Genomic DNA, 18311 nt, shown 5'->3' with positions numbered 1-18311 from the left:
AGGGTATGCCCTTTGTGGCCCAACTGGCCACCGGTTGGACGCTGGGAGGATTTGCGCAAACTTTTTGTAACAGGTTTACGCAAACCATCTGTAGAAGGTGGTTTATGACTATTTGTAGAGTTTTTTTTTGAAGCATGTTCTAGTTCTTGAACCCGTTTTTCTAACTTAGAGAATGTTTCTTCAAATAAAGAAATAACAGCTTCAGGTCCTTTTTTATATGCATCTAAAATGATTTTTCGATCGACCATCCTATTCACCCCCCTGTTTGATATACTCAGTATTTACAAATGGGAGGCATATGAAACTAGTAAAATTAAAAAAAGACACCAAAAGGTGGCTGAGTAGTTACATATAAAAAAGGTGTGCTTGTAAGTTTGGCTTTTACTACTTTAAATATTAGTGACATATTGAATCGGTAAATGAAATTATATCGGCGATTTTTCAAATATATCGGCGCAACTACAAAAGCTGAAAATAAAAAATGGGCTGCTCCACAAAAGGAACAGCCCACTTCTCTCTTTATTTCTTTAAAGGTGTTACCGTCCAGTACGTAATAACACGCCAAATCCATTCTAATGGACCCATTTTAAAGATTTTCATCCAAATTACGCTACATACAATTTGAATTGCGTAAATTGCAATACATACATATAACGTCTGCATATAAGTTAAATTTCCTGCAAAGTTAAATACACTTCCTGCGATTAAAATCATTGCAGTTTGTCCGATATAATTTGTTAAAGCCATACGACCGTAGTATTTCAATGGTGCTAATAATGTTTGAACTGGTTTTAACTGAAGTAATAAAATTAATGCTCCTACATAGAAAGCTGAAATAATTGGTCCAACTGTAATGCCAATTTTTAAGAATTGACCTGCAGCGTCCACTGTTCCATCCTCATTCATGAGCATCATATTTACAAATGGTTCGGCAGGAACGTGTCCATATTGATACCATAACGCGACAACACTTAAAACAAACATAATTCCTGTAAAAATAGCGACTTGTTTAATTTTTGCTGAAAGATTTTCAAATACTTTATACTGCCCCGCAGCAAGACCTAATAAAATTAACCCTAATGGTAATAATTCCTTAGCTGCCATAATACTAAAAGCTATCGTAAGAATAAGACCAATTACTACATTCACTTCTTTTTTCGCTTTATAAAACGGTAAAACGATTAACCCACAAATTGCGTATAACGCTAGTGCTTCTCCAGGCTGAAACATTTGATGAATTAAACCAAAAATAAATAATGCTACTAAGCGACGTAAAAATAAAACATAGCCATTTTTCCCTTTCGCAATCGCTCTTGAAATAAAGATATAGAATCCCACTCCAAATAAGAATGAGAAGATTGAGAAGAAACGACCTTCTACAAATAAGTATAAAAATCTTTGATAGCTAGCATCCACTGTATTAGGATCTGGAATTTTAATGTTAAGTAATGCGAGAATATTTACTAAAATAATTCCCAGTAGTGCAAAGCCACGAATGTAATCTAACTCATCAATTCGCTTGTTTGTAATATTGTTCCCCATAAAGCAACTCCTTGTATAAAATTTAATCCTTCCTTACTCTACTGGAGAAAGCTGCTCACAACTATCGACAAACCTTACATAAATCTTACATTATTGTCATATAGCAAAATAAAACCAGGTCATATTTCGACCTGGTTTACTCTGATTGTTTTGATTTTTGAGGTTGTCCTTTTTTACTATTACGCTGTTTTACTTGAACAATCGGATCAAGTTCATTCGAAAACTCAGCGTTATGTCCATTTTGTGTTTTTTGCTCTGGGTTATTTTGATCTGAACGTTTCGCCATTACATTCACTCCTTATTAGTGCGGTGTAATAATCATTTGATGTTGCAATTGGCGAATTGCCATACGTGCTCTATTTAATTGCTCACGTTGCTCATCATTCGCATGTTGTTGCATCGTTTGTAAATCGTTATACGCTTGTTCTAATTGTAACTGCGCATCCGAATACTCCATCGTATTATAATGCTCTTGTCTCATACCTTGGTCTAATTGTTCTTTCGCATATTCCACCGCTTGTTCCGCTTGTGTAATATACGATTCAAGTGATTGACGCTCTGCCATAATTGTCCCTCCTTGCTTCAATTCCCCTTTAGTGTGTCCCTTCCTTATGAACCTTATGAGTATGTTATAATGGATTTTGTGTTATTTTGACTCGGCTTAGGAGGGAAAGTAATGAAGGTTCAAAACCCTTTTCCATATACAAACGACAATAAACGTTATCATACATGGAATTATCATTTACGAAATGAATTTGGTGAAAAAATCTTTAAAGTTTCATTAGATGCTGGCTTCGATTGCCCGAACCGTGACGGTACAGTTGCTTATGGCGGTTGTACATTTTGCAGTGCTGCTGGATCTGGTGACTTCGCTGGCGATCGCCGCGACGATGTTATAACGCAATATCATGAAATGAAAGAAAAAATGCGCTCAAAGTGGAAAGACGGAAAATGTATCGCTTATTTCCAGGCGTACACAAATACACATGCACCACTTGAAGTGTTAAAAGAAAAATTCGAACCGCTTCTAGCAGAAAAAGACGTTGTCGGTCTTTCTATTGCGACTCGTCCAGATTGTTTACCGGACGATGTTGTTGAATATTTAGCGGACTTAAATAAACGCACTTACCTTTGGGTTGAACTCGGACTACAGACTGTTCATGAACGTACTGCAAATCTTATTAATCGCGCTCACGATTATCCGTCTTATGTGGAAGGTGTAAATAAATTACGTAAGCACGGCATTCGAGTTTGTTCTCATATTATTAACGGCCTTCCACTTGAAGATTACGACATGATGATGGAAACAGCACGTGAAGTAGCGAAGCTTGACGTACAAGGAATTAAAATCCACTTACTTCATTTATTAAAAGGAACGCCAATGGTGAAGCAATATGAAAAAGGACAACTCGAGTTCCTTTCTCTTGAGGATTACGTAAGTCTCGTTGTTGACCAACTTGAAATTATTCCAGAAGACGTAATTGTGCACCGTATCACAGGTGACGGTCCACCTGATTTAATGATTGGCCCAATGTGGAGCTTAAATAAATGGGAAGTATTAAATTCCATCGATGCAGAATTTGTGCGCCGCGGAAGCTGGCAAGGAAAATATGCAAATGAGGAGAAACAAAAATGAAATTAGAACGTGTATTACCGTTTGCTCGCTCGCTTCTGCAAACGGCAGTAAAAGAAGGCGATTACGCTGTAGATGCAACTTTAGGAAACGGCCATGACACTTGCTTCCTAGCTGAAATCGTTGGAGATAACGGAAAAGTATTTGGATTTGATATTCAAAAAGAGGCAATTGAAAGCTCAACAACTCGTCTAAAAGAAAAAGAACTTTTCGAACGTACTGTTTTAGTTCACGATAGTCACGATACACTTCTATCCGTATTACCAGAAGATGCAAAAGGAAAAGTAACAGGCGCAATTTTCAACTTAGGTTACCTTCCAGGCGGAGACAAGCATATCGTTACAAAACCGAACTCAACAATCTCAGCGATCGAACAATTATTAGAAGTAATGGCACCTGAAGGTATCATCGTCCTTGTTATTTACCACGGACATCCAGAAGGACAAGTAGAACGCGACGCTGTACTTAAATTTGCCGAAGAACTAGACCAAAAACAAGCACACGTACTGCAATACGGCTTCATTAATCAACAAAATAACCCGCCATTTATTGTGGCGATTGAGAAGCGATAATATATCAACGATTTTTCAATTATATCTATCGTAACTCGGGATATATCAACGATTTTTTCGATATATCTATCATAACTTACAATATATCAACGATTTCTCGGATATATCGATTGTTCGACAAAACATAACAAAAAAAGACGTGCATTCACTGCACGTCTTTTTTTATTCTCCTATATAATGGATATATACATTCTTAAAGGAGACGAAACAATGATCGGAATACTAGCAGGAATGGGTCCAAAATCAACTGGACCATTCGTCGATACAGTTGTAGCAAGGTGCCAAACAATATACGGAGCAAAACATGATATGGACTTTCCTCATATGATGATTTACTCGTGCCCAACACCGTTTTACATGGATCGCCCTATTGATCACGAAGCGATGAAAAAAGCGATTATTGAAGGAGCACAAAAACTTGAAAGTACTGGCGTAGACTTTATCGCTATGCCGTGCAATACAGCGCATCTTTATTTTGAAGAATTACAGCGTTCGCTTTCTATCCCGATTTTAAATATAGTCGATGAAACGTTACAAGCAATTCCTGAAAATACAAAAAGAGTCGCTCTTCTCGCAACAGAAGCAACTGTTCAAGCTAGGATTTACCAAGATGGGATTGCAAAGCGTAATATAAAATACATTCATCATGAAAAATGGCAGGAAAGCATTAATCAAATTATTACTTGCATTAAATCTGGAGAGATTGAAGAAGCTCGCGAATTGTGGAATGCGCTCGTTTTACAACTGAGAGATGAAGTAGATACTGCAATTATCGCGTGTACCGATTTGAATGTGGTGGCGAATGAGGATTTTGTTGATTCCTCTCAATATCTTGCTGAAGCGGTTGTTGAAATGTATTTATCAAATAAGAAGAAACATTTATAAACGTTGAAAACCCTAAAAACTTTTAACTTTCTTCACAATTCTTTCAAAGTAATCACACTTAATCTCGCTATATTAAATAAGTAGTTATTCATATAGGGAAGGTTAGGGGAACTGAAAGTATGAAACAAAATCGTTCGCTTCATTACATTTTTTGGCGTTGGCATTTTTATGCTGGACTTTTTATTACGCCGCTTCTTATTACTTTGTCACTGAGCGGAATTGGGTATTTATTTCGGGAGGAAGTTGAAGATTTCATCTATAAAGATTTATATTTTGGAAAGAGCGCTCAAACAGAATCTATTTCGATGGCTGATTCTATTTCCTTAACAGAGAAAAAATATCCACATTATAGCGTGGCGAAAATTAGTGAGTTTAATGGGGATTATAATACGAGACTTACGATTGCAAATGAGTATACTGGGCAACAAAAATATGTGTATTTAGATAGTAATAATCAAATTGTTGGGGATCAAAACGCAAGTGAAACGTTTGCCAATATAATGAGGGAATTACATAGTTCTCTTTTAGTTGGTGGCACTGTCGTCAACTATACTGTAGAACTTGCAGCATGCTGGACAATCTTTTTAATTGTAACCGGATTGTACATGAGTATACGCCAATTCAAAAACACACCATCATCCAATAAGCGAGAAAAGGCAAAAAGACGTCATTCTATTATCGGTATTATATTTACAATTCCTCTCTTTCTGCTAATCGCATCTGGATTGCCATGGTCAGGATTTATGGGGAACCAAATTTATAAAATTGCATCTTCTAATGAATCACTCGGATATCCAAAATTGTACATGGCACCGCCTGAATCAAAGGTAAAAGAATTGCCGTGGGCAACAAGAAAAGAAGCTCCTCCTGAATCGAATTCAAATGAACCGAAAGCAATTTCTGTCGATGAATTACAAAAAGGAATTGAAATAAAGAAGCCATATGTTATTTCACTACCAGCTGATCCGAAAGGTGTATTCACTGTTTCGAAATCGAGCGGTTCTGGTATTACAGGGATGCATGTTGCACCAAGTGAAGAGATAACAGCTTACTTTGATCAATATAGCGGGGAACTCATTTCAAAAACGGACTATCGTGATTATGGATTACTTGCACAATGGTTCACTTACGGTATCCCACTTCACGAAGGACATTTATTCGGATGGCCAAATAAAATATTATGCTTACTAACGACATTATCTCTATTACTTCTTATTTATTACGGAGTAAAAATGTGGTTAGCAAGAAAGCCAAAAGGAAAATTAGCAGCACCTCCAAAGCAAAGAGATAAGAAAAGTATATTCGTTTTCTTTATCATGATGGTAATACTAGGCGCTGTCATGCCTTTATTTGGACTATCTGTTTTAGTTATTTTTGCAATTGAACTTCTCATATATGTATTTTTAAAAATACGATCATAATGAAAAAGCATTTGTACCATCGTGTACAAATGCTTTTTATTTACTGTTCTCTTTTTTTCTACCACTTATTAAAAAAACAATATCTACTATAATAATCAATGCAATGATAATTTGAGCTACATAATCCATCGTTGTAGGACCGCCGGTTTTATTCATCATCATATACATTCCAGTTACAAATGAAATGGAAAGTAGCACAAGTAATATTACTTCAATATTGTCATATAGCTTTTGAAACAATGGCTTCATTTCCACCACCACCTTTACCATATTATAACAAAGAAAACCACTCTACATGAGTGGTTTTCTTCATCACTGCGCCATTTTCTTTCGGTACATCTTCCCGTTCCAATAGAAGAATCTTGAAGTGAGGCCTCCGTACTTTACAATGCGCCGTGCCATTTTGTGCATATTCTTTTGTGCTGATACTTTTTGATCTGATAAATAAATACCAAGTAATCCTCGGCTTATAAGACGATGAAACTTCGCATGAGGCAAATCACCAATGCTCTTCTCTGCTTCTTCTACAAAGTGTTTCATACGATCTAATATAGCTTGCTCGTTTTCATAATAACTACAGAAATTCAAATCTCCGCCTATGCGGTCTTCTTCTTGATCGATGAAATAATCAAGTAAGATATGAAGTCCTTGTACGTAAGGAAAGTATCCTTGTCTAATTTTCGCAATATCTTCATCATGTAATTCATCATGAAATGCATATGCTACAAGGCAGAAAATTCCAAGCGTAGAACCGGCACATGCTGAAAATTCAAACCAGCTCATCTCAGGTAAGTTTTCTTTATGTGCTTCAAACCATGTTTTCAGGCGCGGTTCTCTCTCTTCTAACTTCACGTGTTTATGAATTTGTAAATCACAATAATAACAAGCAAGTTCATGGAGAACAGGAGCGATTTTGTCATAGTGCTTCGTTTTCTTTAAAACATCTTGGCACGTTTCAACAAGTTCATCTAAATAACCACCATCATCTTGATCATCACGGTAACGATAATAATTACCGCCACCTTCCACTTCAGGTGATAGTGCCATTAACATTGATTCATGTAGCGCGGCAAAATCATTCGGATCAAGTGATGTACTGCGATCACATAAATTATCTAAATAGTCACTGATTGTTTGATACGCTACGATAAAACGAATACATTCCTCTCGGTGTTCATTTGCTAGCAGCGATAAAATGCCACCACCCTCACAATGAAACGTTTTATGCTCAATACTTGCGATTGCCTGACTATGAAGCTCATCATTCGGAATATGGTAGGCACGCTCTTTCCACATCGCTAGCTCATGGTGTACAACCGGAAACACATCACGGTATACTTTCGCCATGAGCGTTATGGGATTACTCGGTACGTTCACTTCTTCCTTCATCTCCTCTATTAAATGTACAAATAATGATTTATTTGTTTGTTTTTACTATATTATTGACATGTATTTCAGTAAATGACTGAATATAATTCAAAATTTCATCACGCTCATACTCATTTAATAACTCGTGATAACAATTCGGCCATTCTTTATATGCCTTATCACCTATTTTAACATTATCAAACCACATGCGGACACGTGTTTTATCTACAAGTTTATCCTCACATGCTTGCATTAGCAAGAGCGGAACGTCTGGAAAATCGTCTATTTTTTTATGAGCAATTTCGATAGACTTAATCAATTCACTATACCAACGTACTGATACTTTGCGCAAGAACAATGAATCATTCTCCATTGCATCTCTCACTTCATGATTCCTTGTTGACATTTCCACCGTAAGATTCGTTGCAAATTGCAATTTTGGAGCCACAACATTTAATATTTTTGAAGCAAATTGAAGCGGAGCAGAGGGTCCAGTCACTACCCCTAAACAAGGCGAACTCAAAATAATACCCTCTACATCTTCTCTCTTCGTTTCTTGCATCATACGAATGACGATAAGACCACCCATACTATGACCGAATAGAAAAATAGGTAACCTATACTTTCTTGCTTCTTTCACCCATAATTTAACTTCCTCTATGTATTCATCAAATGAATCAATATGTCCTCTATTTCTTGAAGTTGTTCCATGTGATGGAAGATCCCCCATCACGACGTGGTAGCCGATGTGATTCCACATTTCCGCAACGGCTTCGTAACGTCCGTGATATTCCATTGCGCCGTGCACGATAACAATGACAGCTTTTGCTTCCTCTGCTTCATAATTCCACATACGGACCTCCTCCATTTCACTCTTTCTCATAATTTGATACACTAAAACTAGTCTCTAGGAAAGGAAGACTTTACATGATATATCCTTACAAAGAAAAAAATCCGAAAATTGCGAGTAGTGCTTTTATCGCTGACTATGTTACGATTACAGGCGACGTTTCCGTTGGCGAGGAATCAAGTATTTGGTTTAATACAGTCATCCGTGGTGATGTGTCACCAACAATAATTGGAGACCGAGTAAATGTACAAGACCAATGTACACTCCACCAAAGCCCTCAATATCCTCTTATTTTAGAAGATGATGTTACAGTTGGGCATCAAGTTATTTTACATAGCTGTCATATTAAAAAGGATGCTTTAATTGGAATGGGATCCATTATATTAGATGGTGCTGAAATTGGTGAAGGAGCTTTTATCGGCGCTGGAAGCCTCGTTTCACAAGGAAAGAAAATTCCACCAAACACGTTAGCTTTCGGTCGTCCCGCGAAAGTCATTCGTGAATTAACAGAAGAAGACCGTAAAGATATGGAGCGTATTCGTACGCAGTATGTTGAAAAAGGTCAATATTATAAATCACTACAAAAATGATTTTACTGCTGCCATAATACTGGCAGCTTTTTTATATAAAAACTAACTTTTTCTTTACAAAACATTATTACTCCCTCAACAAAATCTTATTAAAATAAAAGCTAATATCTCCATATATATGTAAACGAGGGAGGAGAATTTTCATGAAGGTCAGTGGATTATATAAAATAGAATGTTACATTTTTAAAGGAATTAATCGCTACTTTGATCAAAAAACATTAAACATCTTTTTCAGCAATATTACCCATATCGGTGGTGCTACTTTCTCCATTGCACTTACACTTTTCTTTTTAATTTTTGCAAAAGGGACTTTACACCAAGCAGCAATCGCTACTGCTATTTCTTTAGCAATTAGCCATATTCCTGTACAAATATTAAAAAGGTGGTATCCACGAAAACGTCCTTATTTAACAATTCAGGATGCGAAATATCCAGTCCATCCATTAAAAGACCACTCTTTCCCGTCTGGTCATACAACAGCCGTTTTCTCTGTCTTCATTCCATTTATTTGCTATAATCCAAGCTTACTTGCTTTCCTATTACCGTTAGCATTATGCGTCGGTATTTCACGTATTTATTTAGGACTTCACTATCCGTCAGATGTGTTCGTCGGCATGTGCCTTGGCACTTGCTCTGGCATCATCTCTTTTTATCAATTCATCCCACTTTTCACATAAAGGAGTGATATGATGAGAATCGCCATTTTTACCGATACTTTTACGCCACAAGTTAACGGGGTTGCGAAAACGTTAGAACGATTAACAAGTTACTTTCAGAAAGAACAGATCGCCTATTCTGTTTTCGCCCCTCAGCATACAGCTGAAGATAATTTCGTAGCTAATGTGAACAAGATGAGAAGTATCCCGTTAACAATATTATATCCAGAATGTCGCTTTTCTTTTCCTACTCCGCGTATTAAACGGGAACTTCATTCCTTTAAACCTGACATTATTCACATTGCTACACCTTTCAACATGGGACTTTGTGGACTGTATTACGCCAAAAAGTTAAACATCCCAGTTGTCGGTTCTTATCATACTGATTTCGATGCGTATTTACGCTATTACAAAATTGAATTTCTCTCCAATATGCTTTGGAACTATTTAAAATGGTTTCATAGTCATATGCAAAAAAATTTTGTTCCCTCCTCTGAAACATTACATCAATTAAAAAATAAAGGCTTTCAGGCCCTCTCCATTTGGGGACGTGGTGTAGATTGTACACTCTTTCATCCAGCTTACAATACAGACCTATTCCGAAAAAAATATAATATTACAGCGAAGTACGTTCTTTCCTATGTAGGACGAATTGCTCCTGAAAAAGATATTGATACGTTGCAAAACCTTATCGTTAAAACATCGCATACTCGAAACGACATTCATTGGCTCATCGCAGGAGACGGACCTCTAGCAACAAATTTGCGTGAAGCTGTTCCACAAACAAATGTCACTTTTACTGGCTATTTACAAAGTGCAGATTTAGCTGAAGCATATGCTTGTTCTAACATAATGGTATTTCCATCAGCTACTGAAACATTCGGAAATGTCGTACTTGAATCACTCGCATGTGGCACACCTGTCATTGGTGCAAATAGTGGCGGGGTTAAAAATATTATTACAGATGGAAAAACGGGAATTCTTTGTCCCCCTAAAAATGAGGATGCATTTCTATCATCCATTTATTCTTTATTGCAAAATGAAGAAAAACTTGAGCAGATGGGAATAGCAGCTTCATCTTTTGCAAAATCAAAAAGCTGGGATGAGATCTTTCGCGGCTTACTTAACCAGTATGAAGAAGTCCTTCAGCATACCGCATCAGAGTTACTTGCTTGAACAGAAAAACTCCCTTCAAAAAACGAAGGGAGTTTATTACACACTTGTAAATTTTAGTTGAATGAATGATACATAAGGTGAAATATCATTTATTTCCATATTCATTATAGCAAAAATAAATATAACTAAACAGACTTGTAATAAAAACCCATAAAAATTAATATATGGTTATACAGTGTTTTTGCTGTATAATGATTTTAAGAATTCCCCTTAAAATCAACTTACTCACATACCTTTATACAGCAATTGTTCCCCAATTCTGTATATCAAAAAAACCTTTCATTCATTTGAAAGGTCTTTTTGAGCCTGCACATATTCTTCTTTCGTATTTACATTTATAAACCAACCCGCATTCACTTGTACATCTTCTCCAGAAACATACTTCACATTACATTGTGATAAAAGCTGCCCCATACTTCTTTTTTCTTCCTGAAGTAAAGCATAAATCTTTTCTTTCACGCGGTTATGATACGCTGCAAGTAGCGGCTGTTTTCTTCCATTAATAATAGGTACAACCGCATCATATTCATTGCTCGTTTGCTCCAGTAAAATGGTAAACCATTCATGCGAAACATTTGGCGCATCGCAAGGCATAATAGCATACCAATCTGCTTCTATGTATTCCATTCCTGATACAATACCGGCCAGCGGTCCATTCCCTTTATAGTGCGGGATATCTTCTATAACAGGAACTTGTACGAATTGCTCTACTCGCTCTTTTATATCAGAATGACTAATGACTACAACTTCTTGGAGCGCACTTGTCATCTCTTTCAAAATATGCTCAATAAAAGTACTACCTTGCCAGCTCGCTAACGCTTTCGGCTCACCAAATCTACTCGACATACCGCCCGCTAATACAATTCCAGCCCACCTACTCATTGGCGATGTAGCTCAAATGTAATATGGCCTAATTCCGGTAAAATTAATTTATTCATCGCAAGGCGAACCGCCCCGCTCGATCCTGGCATCGAGAAAACTACTTTGCGCCCAATTGTACCCCCAATCGCTCTACTTAACATTGCGCTGCTCCCGATATCTTCTAAATAACTAATCATGCGGAACAACTCACCAAACCCGACAATCTCTTTATCTAATAGAGCTGACACTGCTTCAATTGTTACATCACGCTTCGTAATACCAGTACCGCCATTTGTTAATACAACATCTACATCTTCCTTATGATAACCAGCTAACACTGCTTGCTGAATACTTTCTTTATCATCTTTTACAATTTCATAAGAGGTTACTGTATGGCCCGCTTCTTTTAACAATTCATGTAATAGTTGTCCGCTCTTATCCGTTTCTTCCGTACGTGTATCGGAAATCGTAACAATCTTGCAACGCACTTCTTTTGGAGCTTGTTTTTTATGTTCAGTTACACTCATTTTTTATCTTTCCTTTCTTAAAGACTTTTCTTCATTTTATCATACATATCTTTACACAATTATGTATGAAGCCAATCATGCGCCATGATACAATATAAGTATACTAACCCACAAAAAGGAAAGTGCACTTTCTTATACTCCTAGACTACACATCTTTAGTTACTCTTTATATTTTCTACATAATAGAATTCAATTTTAAAACTTGTACTAAAAAATAAATTGGAGGTCTACATAGTATGGAACTTTATAAAAAATTAACAACAACATTCATCCTCTTATTCATCGCTTCCATCACTGTCGGCTTTTCCTTAAAAGGTGCAATTCCATACGCTACATTAGTAAGCATTATATTCGCGACACTATTTTTACTAAGTAGTGCCTTTTGCGCAGGTAAAGTACGTCAAATGAAAGGTTGATCACGTATGTTCCAGAAGAAACCCATCCTTTGTAAATCATGTAAAAAGGAAATACAAACGTATGAAAAGGCATGACTAATACGAAAAAGTATATTGAGCTAGAAGGCGAAGTATATTGCAAATCATGCATTCAAATTATAAGTAAAACGAAATAAAAAAAGCTTTGCGCTCACCGCGCAAAGCTTTTTTTCATATATTATAGACCAGCTTGCTCTTTTAAAGCTGCAGCTTTGTCTGTACGTTCCCATGAAAGATCTACATCAGTACGTCCGAAGTGGCCGTAAGCTGCTGTTTGTTTGTAAATTGGGCGACGTAAGTCTAGCATTTTAATAATACCAGCTGGGCGAAGATCGAAGTTGTTACGAACTAGTTCTACTAGTACGTCTTCAGATACTTTACCTGTGCCGAATGTATCAACTGAAATTGATACTGGTTGTGCTACACCGATTGCGTATGCAAGTTGTACTTCTGCTTTGTCAGCAAGACCAGCTGCTACGATGTTTTTCGCAACATAACGAGCTGCATATGCTGCAGAACGGTCAACTTTTGTTGCATCTTTACCAGAGAATGCACCGCCGCCATGGCGAGCGTATCCACCGTAAGTATCAACGATGATTTTACGTCCTGTTAAACCAGCATCACCTTGTGGTCCACCAATTACGAAGCGGCCAGTTGGATTAATGAAGAATTTCGTTTCTCCATCCATTAATTCTGCTGGTACTACAGCTTTAATTACGTGCTCTTTTAAGTCGCGATCGATTTCTTCCCATGTAACATCTGGGTGATGTTGTGTAGAAATTACGATAGTATCAACACGTACTGGTTTACCATTTTCATCATACTCAACTGTAACTTGCGTTTTTCCATCTGGACGTAAGTATGATAATGTATCATCTTTACGTACTTCAGTTAAACGGCGAGCTAATTTGTGAGCAAGCGAGATTGGAAGTGGCATTAACTCTTGTGTTTCATTACATGCGAAACCAAACATTAAACCTTGGTCTCCTGCACCAATTGCCTCAATCTCAGCGTCAGTCATTTGACCTTCGCGTGCTTCTAGCGCTTGGTCAACACCCATAGCGATGTCAGCAGACTGCTCATCGATAGATGTTAAAACAGCACAAGTTTCTGCATCGAATCCGTATTTTGCGCGTGTGTAACCAATGCCTTGAATTGTTTCACGAACGATTTTTGGAATATCTACGTAAGTAGAAGTCGTAATTTCCCCCGCTACCAATACTAAACCAGTTGTTACAGTTGTTTCACAAGCTACACGTGCATTTGCGTCTTTTGATAAGATCGCATCTAAAATTGAATCAGAAATTTGGTCACAAATTTTATCTGGATGTCCTTCAGTTACAGACTCAGATGTGAACAGATGACGTTTTTTTGTCATGTGGTAAACCTCCCTACAGTAATTGTATATATTGTACGGAACTCATCCTTAATTTGCCACAAACTGCGACATACATTTATTCTCCCACACAAGCATACAGAAAAACCTTTCCTACTTTACATAGAGGAAAGGTTTAATTTGCTACTTGCATACTGCTTTTTGCCCTTCGCTCTTATCGTTCGAGACCTGTAGCCTCGCACAGGTTTTAGCACCTATTCACCTGCATTTATCAATACAAGTGAGGTTGCTGGGCTTCATCGGGCCTGTCCCTCCGCCAGCTCGGGATAAGAGAGTATCCGTCCCAACCTATACTAAAGAAATGATATTCATTTGTCAATTAATATTCACATTTTCCTGAAAGTTTTTCTCAATACGCCTGAAATGAAATATTAATAGGGAAATAATGCATTCACACAAACAAAAAGAAATAAATAGTATACATTATTTATATAATTGTGTTATACTCTTGTTGGGGATTACGAGAAATATTTCATTAAATGAAAAGGATGGTATATAAATATGAGTACTGTGAATGTCCAAATTGGTTTACACGAATTATTGAACGGAAGCAATGCACAGATTCAACTAAGTGTTCCGCAATTAGTGGAAAAAGTATTAATGCGAAATGAAGGGAAATTAACTTCGACTGGTGCCGTTTCTGCTTCAACTGGAAAATATACAGGACGTTCTCCTAAAGATAAATTTATTGTGAAAGAAGCATCGGTTGCTGACAAAATTGCTTGGGGAGCTGTGAACCAACCGATTTCTGAAGAACATTTTAATAAATTATATACTAAAGTTTTAGAATACTTAAAAGAAAAAGAAGAGTTATTCGTCTTCAAAGGATTTGCAGGCGCTGACCGCAATTACCGCCTACCAATTCAAGTTATTAACGAATATGCATGGCACAATTTATTTGTACATCAATTATTCATTCGTCCAACTGAAGAAGAATTAACAACTCATGAATCAGAGTTCACAATTGTTTCTGCACCGAATTTCAAAGCTGATCCAGCTGTTGACGGTACAAACTCTGAAGCATTCATTATGGTTTCATTCGAAAAACGTATCGTACTAATTGGTGGTACAGAATACGCTGGAGAAATGAAAAAATCAATCTTCTCTATTATGAACTTCTTATTACCTGAACAAGATATCCTTTCTATGCATTGCTCTGCAAACGTAGGTGAAGAAGGCGACGTAGCACTATTCTTCGGTTTATCTGGAACAGGTAAAACAACATTATCTGCTGATCCAAACCGTAAATTAATCGGTGATGATGAGCACGGTTGGTCTGATAACGGTGTATTCAATATTGAAGGCGGTTGCTATGCAAAATGTGTAAACCTTTCTCACGAGAAAGAACCACAAATTTTCGATGCAATCAAATTTGGATCTGTTTTAGAAAACGTTATCATTAATGACCAAACGCGTATCGCCGACTACAACGATACTACTTTAACAGAAAATACTCGTGCTGCATACCCTATGCATGCGATCGACAATATCGTACTGCCAAGTGTTGCTGGACACCCAAATACAATTATTTTCTTAACTGCTGATGCATCTGGCGTATTGCCTCCAATCAGTAAGTTATCAAAAGAGCAAGCTATGTATCATTTCTTAAGTGGTTACACTAGTAAACTAGCAGGAACAGAGCGCGGCGTTACATCTCCGCAAGCTACATTCTCAACTTGCTTCGGTTCACCATTCTTACCACTTGATGCATCTCGCTACGCTGAAATGCTTGGTGAAAAAATCGAGAAACACGATGCGAAAGTATTCCTAGTAAACACTGGCTGGACTGGCGGCGAATACGGCGTTGGTAAACGTATGAACTTAGGTTATACTCGTGCAATGATTCAAGCAGCATTAAGCGGCGAACTTGCAAAAACTGAAACAGCTAAACATGACATCTTCGGTCTTGAAGTTCCACTTCACGTACCAGGTGTACCTGACGAAGTGTTAATGCCTGAACAAACTTGGGCTGATAAAGCTGCTTACAAAGCAAAAGCAATCGAGCTTGCAAATGAATTCAAAGAGAACTTCAAAAAGTTCGAAAGCGTTTCTGAAGATATTATTAACTTAGGCGGTCCAATCGCTTAAATTAAAACTTTCTGTTGGAATAACCCTTTACTCATATGAATAAGTGTCGTGTAACCGTAAAGTTTCGCGTACTCACCGACAAAACCCAATGCGGCTTAACGGTTACACACACTTACATAAAAAAGAAGCTTACGTGAAAACGTAAGCTTCTTTCTATATCTTATATAAAGTGAAATGCTAATCTCTTCATCTGTGACCTAGATTATAAAATTACAGCTTCGAATATATACATTATATCCCTACTCGCTACATCTCTCGGGTTTCACATCGTATGGGGTTAAAAAAGGCCCTGACCGCTTCTATTCGTGGCTGGATCATCTATTCCATCTAAAAAGAAGTCTTTTATCTTTTTATCTCTTTGTTAGTTCTTTCTCATCTTTCATGCTATAGTATCCTAAATTCACAACGATTAAGAAATAACCACCCATAATCCCTACTGCAAATGCCCACATAACCATGTGGTGCTCAATTTCGTACATAATAATAGCACCCAAAATGGCAGCTGCAAAACGGTTAAACATACCGAGTGTCGGTGCTTTCGTCTTCTTTACAATACTATCTCCAAGCTTCTCAATTCTTCTCCCTAAAAGCCAAACGCAATACATACTTACAATAAGCCCAATTCCAGCGCCTAAAAAGTGTGCTGAAAACGGTGTTAACATCCAACCTAGTAACAAAATACCTAGTATATAATACGATTGGATTTTAAATGATCTTAGTGACATACTAATCATGCTGTACCTCTCTTCATTCGTTCTTATCTATCCAACAAAAAATTTCTTTCAAATTCATATTCCTTACATCCATTTCACTCAAATTAAAAACAACATAAACAGTATGTTTATGTTGTTTAAATGTTTTTAGAAAATAATATTATACAAGATTTCAAACATTATATTCTCATATTTTGTGACGGTTTTTCAAACTTTTTTCGTCCATTTATGAAAAAAATGATATCAATCTATGAACATACGGATATGATGTAATAAGTACACAAATAAAGGGGGCGTCTAATGATTTATTTTTTAATGGCTCTCATTCACCTCATTATCCCTGCACTTATCGGACTTTCATTGTATTGGTACACGAAAAACCATAGCATTTTTTACGCTGTCCTCGGTGTTCTTCTTCCAGGTATTATTCTTATTACACTCTTCCGTATTCCATTTTTAAACTTAATCCCACTTATTACTGCTATCTTATTTCTCATCTTCTTACCAAAAATAAAAAAATAGGAAAGCAGATCATAGGTGATCTGTTTTCCTATTTTGATATAGGTTCCCCTGCAATAGAATGAACTTTTACTTTCTCCGATTTCACAAACCATAGACCGACAAAAATGATAATTCCACCGATGATCTGTTGAAACGATACATATTCATTTGCCCAGACAGCTGCAAATAAAACAGCTACAAGCGGCGTTATATACATATATACCATCGTATGTGACGCCCCAATTTTTTGAACACCAACATACCACATTACTAGACCAAATACTGTGACAAAGAAAATAGAATATAGTAAAGCAAATTGTGTCATTCCGTGAGTAATGTGAAATGGCATGACAAACACATGCGGACCACTTAACAATAATAGCGGAATCGCACCCACTAATGCAGACCATGCTGTAACACGTAATGCTGAATATTTTTTAATTAATGGTCCTGCTAAAACAGGATAAAGCCCCCAGCATATGGATGTAATAAGTCCAATTCCATTGCCATAAAAAGAACTAGTAAGTGAATGTCCTGCTACTAAAACTAATGCTGCACCAACAAAAGCAATCATAGAACCGATTAACTTTCGAGAAGAAAAATTTTCTTGTTTCAGAAAAATCGCAAATACAGTTGTAAAAATAGGTGAAATAGAAATGAGTAAAGAGGCATTTGTAGCGGATGTATATTTGACAGTTTCCATAAATAACGTTTGATACAGTACAATACCTACAACGCTAACGATGATTAGTCTAGGTATATCCTTTCGCTCCATATAAACCGACTTTTCAATAAAAAAGGTAAGAAGTAACAGGAGCGGTGCCGCCGCCATCATACGAAGTGCAGTAAATTCAATTGCTGCAAATTCTAAAAATCCATACTTTGCAATCGTATAGTTAATCCCCCAAATAATAACAACACTTAAAATTAATAACTCAATTCCCCATCTTCTCATGCGTATCCCCTCCGCAAAGAAGATTATACAGAAAATTCAATCACATGTACATTTCATTATGTGAAAAAATCTTTTTACTATTGGGACGTTTTGGTAAATGAAATTATATCGGCGATTTTCTGAATATATCGGCGCAACTCCAT

Annotated in this window: 22 protein-coding genes and 1 riboswitch; of the genes, 10 read left to right on the top strand and 12 right to left on the bottom strand. The window is 36.9% G+C overall.

The window, feature by feature from the left end:
* The 4 genes from ATL10_RS23400 to ATL10_RS23385 all read right to left on the bottom strand — a co-directional run.
* A partial coding sequence (locus tag ATL10_RS23400; protein WP_258375787.1) for a DUF6444 domain-containing protein occupies positions 1 to 248 on the bottom strand: 248 nt, incomplete at its 3' end.
* Positions 249 to 519: 271 nt separating this feature from the next.
* Positions 520 to 1542 carry a DUF418 domain-containing protein gene (locus tag ATL10_RS23395; RefSeq protein ID WP_000527713.1) on the bottom strand — a complete coding sequence of 341 codons (1023 nt, stop codon included), beginning with the start codon at positions 1540 to 1542 and terminating at the stop codon, positions 520 to 522.
* Positions 1543 to 1678: 136 nt separating this feature from the next.
* Positions 1679 to 1828: a hypothetical protein gene (locus ATL10_RS23390; protein ID WP_001129340.1), complete on the bottom strand. Its 150-nt coding sequence runs from the start codon at positions 1826 to 1828 to the stop codon at positions 1679 to 1681.
* A 15-nt stretch (positions 1829 to 1843) separates the two neighbouring features.
* Positions 1844 to 2107 (bottom strand): YtzC family protein, encoded by a 264-nt coding sequence (locus ATL10_RS23385; RefSeq protein WP_000840869.1) that lies wholly within the window; start codon positions 2105 to 2107, stop codon positions 1844 to 1846.
* 111 nt (positions 2108 to 2218) lie between these two features.
* Here ATL10_RS23385 and mnmL point away from each other — a divergent pair, with 111 nt between their 5' ends.
* The 4 genes from mnmL to ATL10_RS23360 all read left to right on the top strand — a co-directional run bounded on the left by mnmL (position 2219) and on the right by ATL10_RS23360 (position 6053).
* A complete protein-coding gene (mnmL, locus tag ATL10_RS23380) occupies positions 2219 to 3178 on the top strand; it encodes a tRNA modification radical SAM protein MnmL/YtqA (RefSeq protein ID WP_000868033.1) in 960 nt (319 codons plus the stop codon).
* On the top strand, positions 3175 to 3747 hold the full coding sequence (gene mnmM / locus ATL10_RS23375; RefSeq protein ID WP_098236129.1) for a tRNA 5-(aminomethyl)-2-thiouridylate-methyltransferase MnmM: 573 nt from the start codon (positions 3175 to 3177) through the stop codon (positions 3745 to 3747). The genes mnmL and mnmM overlap by 4 nt, the downstream gene beginning before the upstream one ends.
* 210 nt (positions 3748 to 3957) lie before the next feature.
* Positions 3958 to 4632 carry an aspartate/glutamate racemase family protein gene (locus tag ATL10_RS23370; RefSeq protein WP_098211244.1) on the top strand — a complete coding sequence of 225 codons (675 nt, stop codon included), beginning with the start codon at positions 3958 to 3960 and terminating at the stop codon, positions 4630 to 4632.
* A gap of 119 nt (positions 4633 to 4751) precedes the next feature.
* On the top strand, positions 4752 to 6053 hold the full coding sequence (locus ATL10_RS23360) for a PepSY-associated TM helix domain-containing protein (protein ID WP_063548840.1): 1302 nt from the start codon (positions 4752 to 4754) through the stop codon (positions 6051 to 6053).
* A 36-nt stretch (positions 6054 to 6089) separates the two neighbouring features.
* Here ATL10_RS23360 and ATL10_RS23355 read toward each other — a convergent pair whose 3' ends face one another.
* From ATL10_RS23355 to ATL10_RS23345, 3 genes are read right to left on the bottom strand one after another with little or no spacing between them, the layout of a single operon-like run.
* Complete coding sequence (locus tag ATL10_RS23355; protein WP_142325711.1) at positions 6090 to 6323, bottom strand: hypothetical protein; 234 nt, start codon at positions 6321 to 6323, stop codon at positions 6090 to 6092.
* Positions 6324 to 6365: 42 nt separating this feature from the next.
* Positions 6366 to 7430, bottom strand: a complete 1065-nt coding sequence (locus tag ATL10_RS23350; protein ID WP_001102475.1) for a tetraprenyl-beta-curcumene synthase family protein — start codon at positions 7428 to 7430, stop codon at positions 6366 to 6368.
* Positions 7431 to 7470: 40 nt separating this feature from the next.
* Entirely contained in the window at positions 7471 to 8274 is an 804-nt protein-coding gene (locus ATL10_RS23345; RefSeq protein WP_025118653.1) for an alpha/beta hydrolase, read from the bottom strand.
* Between the two features lie 74 nt (positions 8275 to 8348).
* Between ATL10_RS23345 and ATL10_RS23340 the strand changes: the two genes are divergently transcribed.
* The 3 genes from ATL10_RS23340 to ATL10_RS23330 all read left to right on the top strand — a co-directional run bounded on the left by ATL10_RS23340 (position 8349) and on the right by ATL10_RS23330 (position 10693).
* On the top strand, positions 8349 to 8861 hold the full coding sequence (locus ATL10_RS23340) for a gamma carbonic anhydrase (protein WP_000640208.1): 513 nt from the start codon (positions 8349 to 8351) through the stop codon (positions 8859 to 8861).
* Between the two features lie 143 nt (positions 8862 to 9004).
* On the top strand, positions 9005 to 9538 hold the full coding sequence (locus ATL10_RS23335; protein WP_000868582.1) for a phosphatase PAP2 family protein: 534 nt from the start codon (positions 9005 to 9007) through the stop codon (positions 9536 to 9538).
* A 12-nt stretch (positions 9539 to 9550) separates the two neighbouring features.
* On the top strand, positions 9551 to 10693 hold the full coding sequence (locus ATL10_RS23330; RefSeq protein ID WP_110497596.1) for a glycosyltransferase family 4 protein: 1143 nt from the start codon (positions 9551 to 9553) through the stop codon (positions 10691 to 10693).
* 279 nt (positions 10694 to 10972) lie between these two features.
* On the opposite strand, the gene ATL10_RS23325 is transcribed toward ATL10_RS23330, so the two are convergent.
* Both ATL10_RS23325 and ATL10_RS23320 read right to left on the bottom strand, forming a co-directional pair.
* Positions 10973 to 11575, bottom strand: coding sequence for a molybdenum cofactor guanylyltransferase (locus ATL10_RS23325; protein WP_098843221.1), 603 nt, complete (start codon positions 11573 to 11575; stop codon positions 10973 to 10975).
* Positions 11572 to 12081, bottom strand: coding sequence for a MogA/MoaB family molybdenum cofactor biosynthesis protein (locus ATL10_RS23320; protein ID WP_000117130.1), 510 nt, complete (start codon positions 12079 to 12081; stop codon positions 11572 to 11574). The genes ATL10_RS23325 and ATL10_RS23320 overlap by 4 nt, the downstream gene beginning before the upstream one ends.
* Positions 12082 to 12317: 236 nt before the next feature.
* Here ATL10_RS23320 and ATL10_RS23315 point away from each other — a divergent pair, with 236 nt between their 5' ends.
* Complete coding sequence (locus tag ATL10_RS23315) at positions 12318 to 12497, top strand: hypothetical protein (RefSeq protein WP_000424799.1); 180 nt, start codon at positions 12318 to 12320, stop codon at positions 12495 to 12497.
* A 196-nt stretch (positions 12498 to 12693) separates the two neighbouring features.
* Here ATL10_RS23315 and metK read toward each other — a convergent pair whose 3' ends face one another.
* Positions 12694 to 13893 (bottom strand): methionine adenosyltransferase, encoded by a 1200-nt coding sequence (gene metK / locus ATL10_RS23305; RefSeq protein ID WP_000163117.1) that lies wholly within the window; start codon positions 13891 to 13893, stop codon positions 12694 to 12696.
* A gap of 169 nt (positions 13894 to 14062) precedes the next feature.
* Positions 14063 to 14184, bottom strand: a riboswitch (SAM riboswitch).
* Positions 14185 to 14412: 228 nt separating this feature from the next.
* Between metK and pckA the strand changes: the two genes are divergently transcribed.
* Positions 14413 to 15999 carry a phosphoenolpyruvate carboxykinase (ATP) gene (pckA, locus tag ATL10_RS23295; protein ID WP_053563510.1) on the top strand — a complete coding sequence of 529 codons (1587 nt, stop codon included), beginning with the start codon at positions 14413 to 14415 and terminating at the stop codon, positions 15997 to 15999.
* 350 nt (positions 16000 to 16349) lie between these two features.
* Here the strand turns inward: pckA and ATL10_RS23290 are convergent, their stop codons facing one another.
* Positions 16350 to 16733: an ATP synthase subunit I gene (locus tag ATL10_RS23290; RefSeq protein WP_000624925.1), complete on the bottom strand. Its 384-nt coding sequence runs from the start codon at positions 16731 to 16733 to the stop codon at positions 16350 to 16352.
* A 279-nt stretch (positions 16734 to 17012) separates the two neighbouring features.
* Between ATL10_RS23290 and ATL10_RS23285 the strand changes: the two genes are divergently transcribed.
* Positions 17013 to 17234, top strand: a complete 222-nt coding sequence (locus ATL10_RS23285; protein WP_000639042.1) for a hypothetical protein — start codon at positions 17013 to 17015, stop codon at positions 17232 to 17234.
* A 28-nt stretch (positions 17235 to 17262) separates the two neighbouring features.
* Here the strand turns inward: ATL10_RS23285 and ATL10_RS23280 are convergent, their stop codons facing one another.
* On the bottom strand, positions 17263 to 18168 hold the full coding sequence (locus tag ATL10_RS23280; protein ID WP_110497594.1) for a DMT family transporter: 906 nt from the start codon (positions 18166 to 18168) through the stop codon (positions 17263 to 17265).
* Between the last annotated feature and the right edge of the window lie 143 nt (positions 18169 to 18311).

It is taken from the genome of Bacillus sp. 196mf (assembly GCF_003217275.1).
GTDB lineage: Bacteria > Bacillota > Bacilli > Bacillales > Bacillaceae_G > Bacillus_A > Bacillus_A thuringiensis_S.
This window is presented reverse-complemented; position numbering and strand designations above follow the sequence as displayed.

Coding starts and splice junctions, on each gene's coding strand:
- ATL10_RS23395 (WP_000527713.1), bottom strand. CDS start 1,542: ATGGGGAACAATATTACAAACAAGCGAATTGATGAGTTAGATTACATT.
- ATL10_RS23390 (WP_001129340.1), bottom strand. CDS start 1,828: ATGGCGAAACGTTCAGATCAAAATAACCCAGAGCAAAAAACACAAAAT.
- ATL10_RS23385 (WP_000840869.1), bottom strand. CDS start 2,107: ATGGCAGAGCGTCAATCACTTGAATCGTATATTACACAAGCGGAACAA.
- mnmL (WP_000868033.1), top strand. CDS start 2,219: ATGAAGGTTCAAAACCCTTTTCCATATACAAACGACAATAAACGTTAT.
- mnmM (WP_098236129.1), top strand. CDS start 3,175: ATGAAATTAGAACGTGTATTACCGTTTGCTCGCTCGCTTCTGCAAACG.
- ATL10_RS23370 (WP_098211244.1), top strand. CDS start 3,958: ATGATCGGAATACTAGCAGGAATGGGTCCAAAATCAACTGGACCATTC.
- ATL10_RS23360 (WP_063548840.1), top strand. CDS start 4,752: ATGAAACAAAATCGTTCGCTTCATTACATTTTTTGGCGTTGGCATTTT.
- ATL10_RS23355 (WP_142325711.1), bottom strand. CDS start 6,323: ATGGTAAAGGTGGTGGTGGAAATGAAGCCATTGTTTCAAAAGCTATAT.
- ATL10_RS23345 (WP_025118653.1), bottom strand. CDS start 8,274: ATGTGGAATTATGAAGCAGAGGAAGCAAAAGCTGTCATTGTTATCGTG.
- ATL10_RS23340 (WP_000640208.1), top strand. CDS start 8,349: ATGATATATCCTTACAAAGAAAAAAATCCGAAAATTGCGAGTAGTGCT.
- ATL10_RS23335 (WP_000868582.1), top strand. CDS start 9,005: ATGAAGGTCAGTGGATTATATAAAATAGAATGTTACATTTTTAAAGGA.
- ATL10_RS23330 (WP_110497596.1), top strand. CDS start 9,551: ATGAGAATCGCCATTTTTACCGATACTTTTACGCCACAAGTTAACGGG.
- ATL10_RS23325 (WP_098843221.1), bottom strand. CDS start 11,575: ATGAGTAGGTGGGCTGGAATTGTATTAGCGGGCGGTATGTCGAGTAGA.
- ATL10_RS23320 (WP_000117130.1), bottom strand. CDS start 12,081: ATGAGTGTAACTGAACATAAAAAACAAGCTCCAAAAGAAGTGCGTTGC.
- ATL10_RS23315 (WP_000424799.1), top strand. CDS start 12,318: ATGGAACTTTATAAAAAATTAACAACAACATTCATCCTCTTATTCATC.
- metK (WP_000163117.1), bottom strand. CDS start 13,893: ATGACAAAAAAACGTCATCTGTTCACATCTGAGTCTGTAACTGAAGGA.
- pckA (WP_053563510.1), top strand. CDS start 14,413: ATGAGTACTGTGAATGTCCAAATTGGTTTACACGAATTATTGAACGGA.
- ATL10_RS23290 (WP_000624925.1), bottom strand. CDS start 16,733: ATGATTAGTATGTCACTAAGATCATTTAAAATCCAATCGTATTATATA.
- ATL10_RS23285 (WP_000639042.1), top strand. CDS start 17,013: ATGATTTATTTTTTAATGGCTCTCATTCACCTCATTATCCCTGCACTT.
- ATL10_RS23280 (WP_110497594.1), bottom strand. CDS start 18,168: ATGAGAAGATGGGGAATTGAGTTATTAATTTTAAGTGTTGTTATTATT.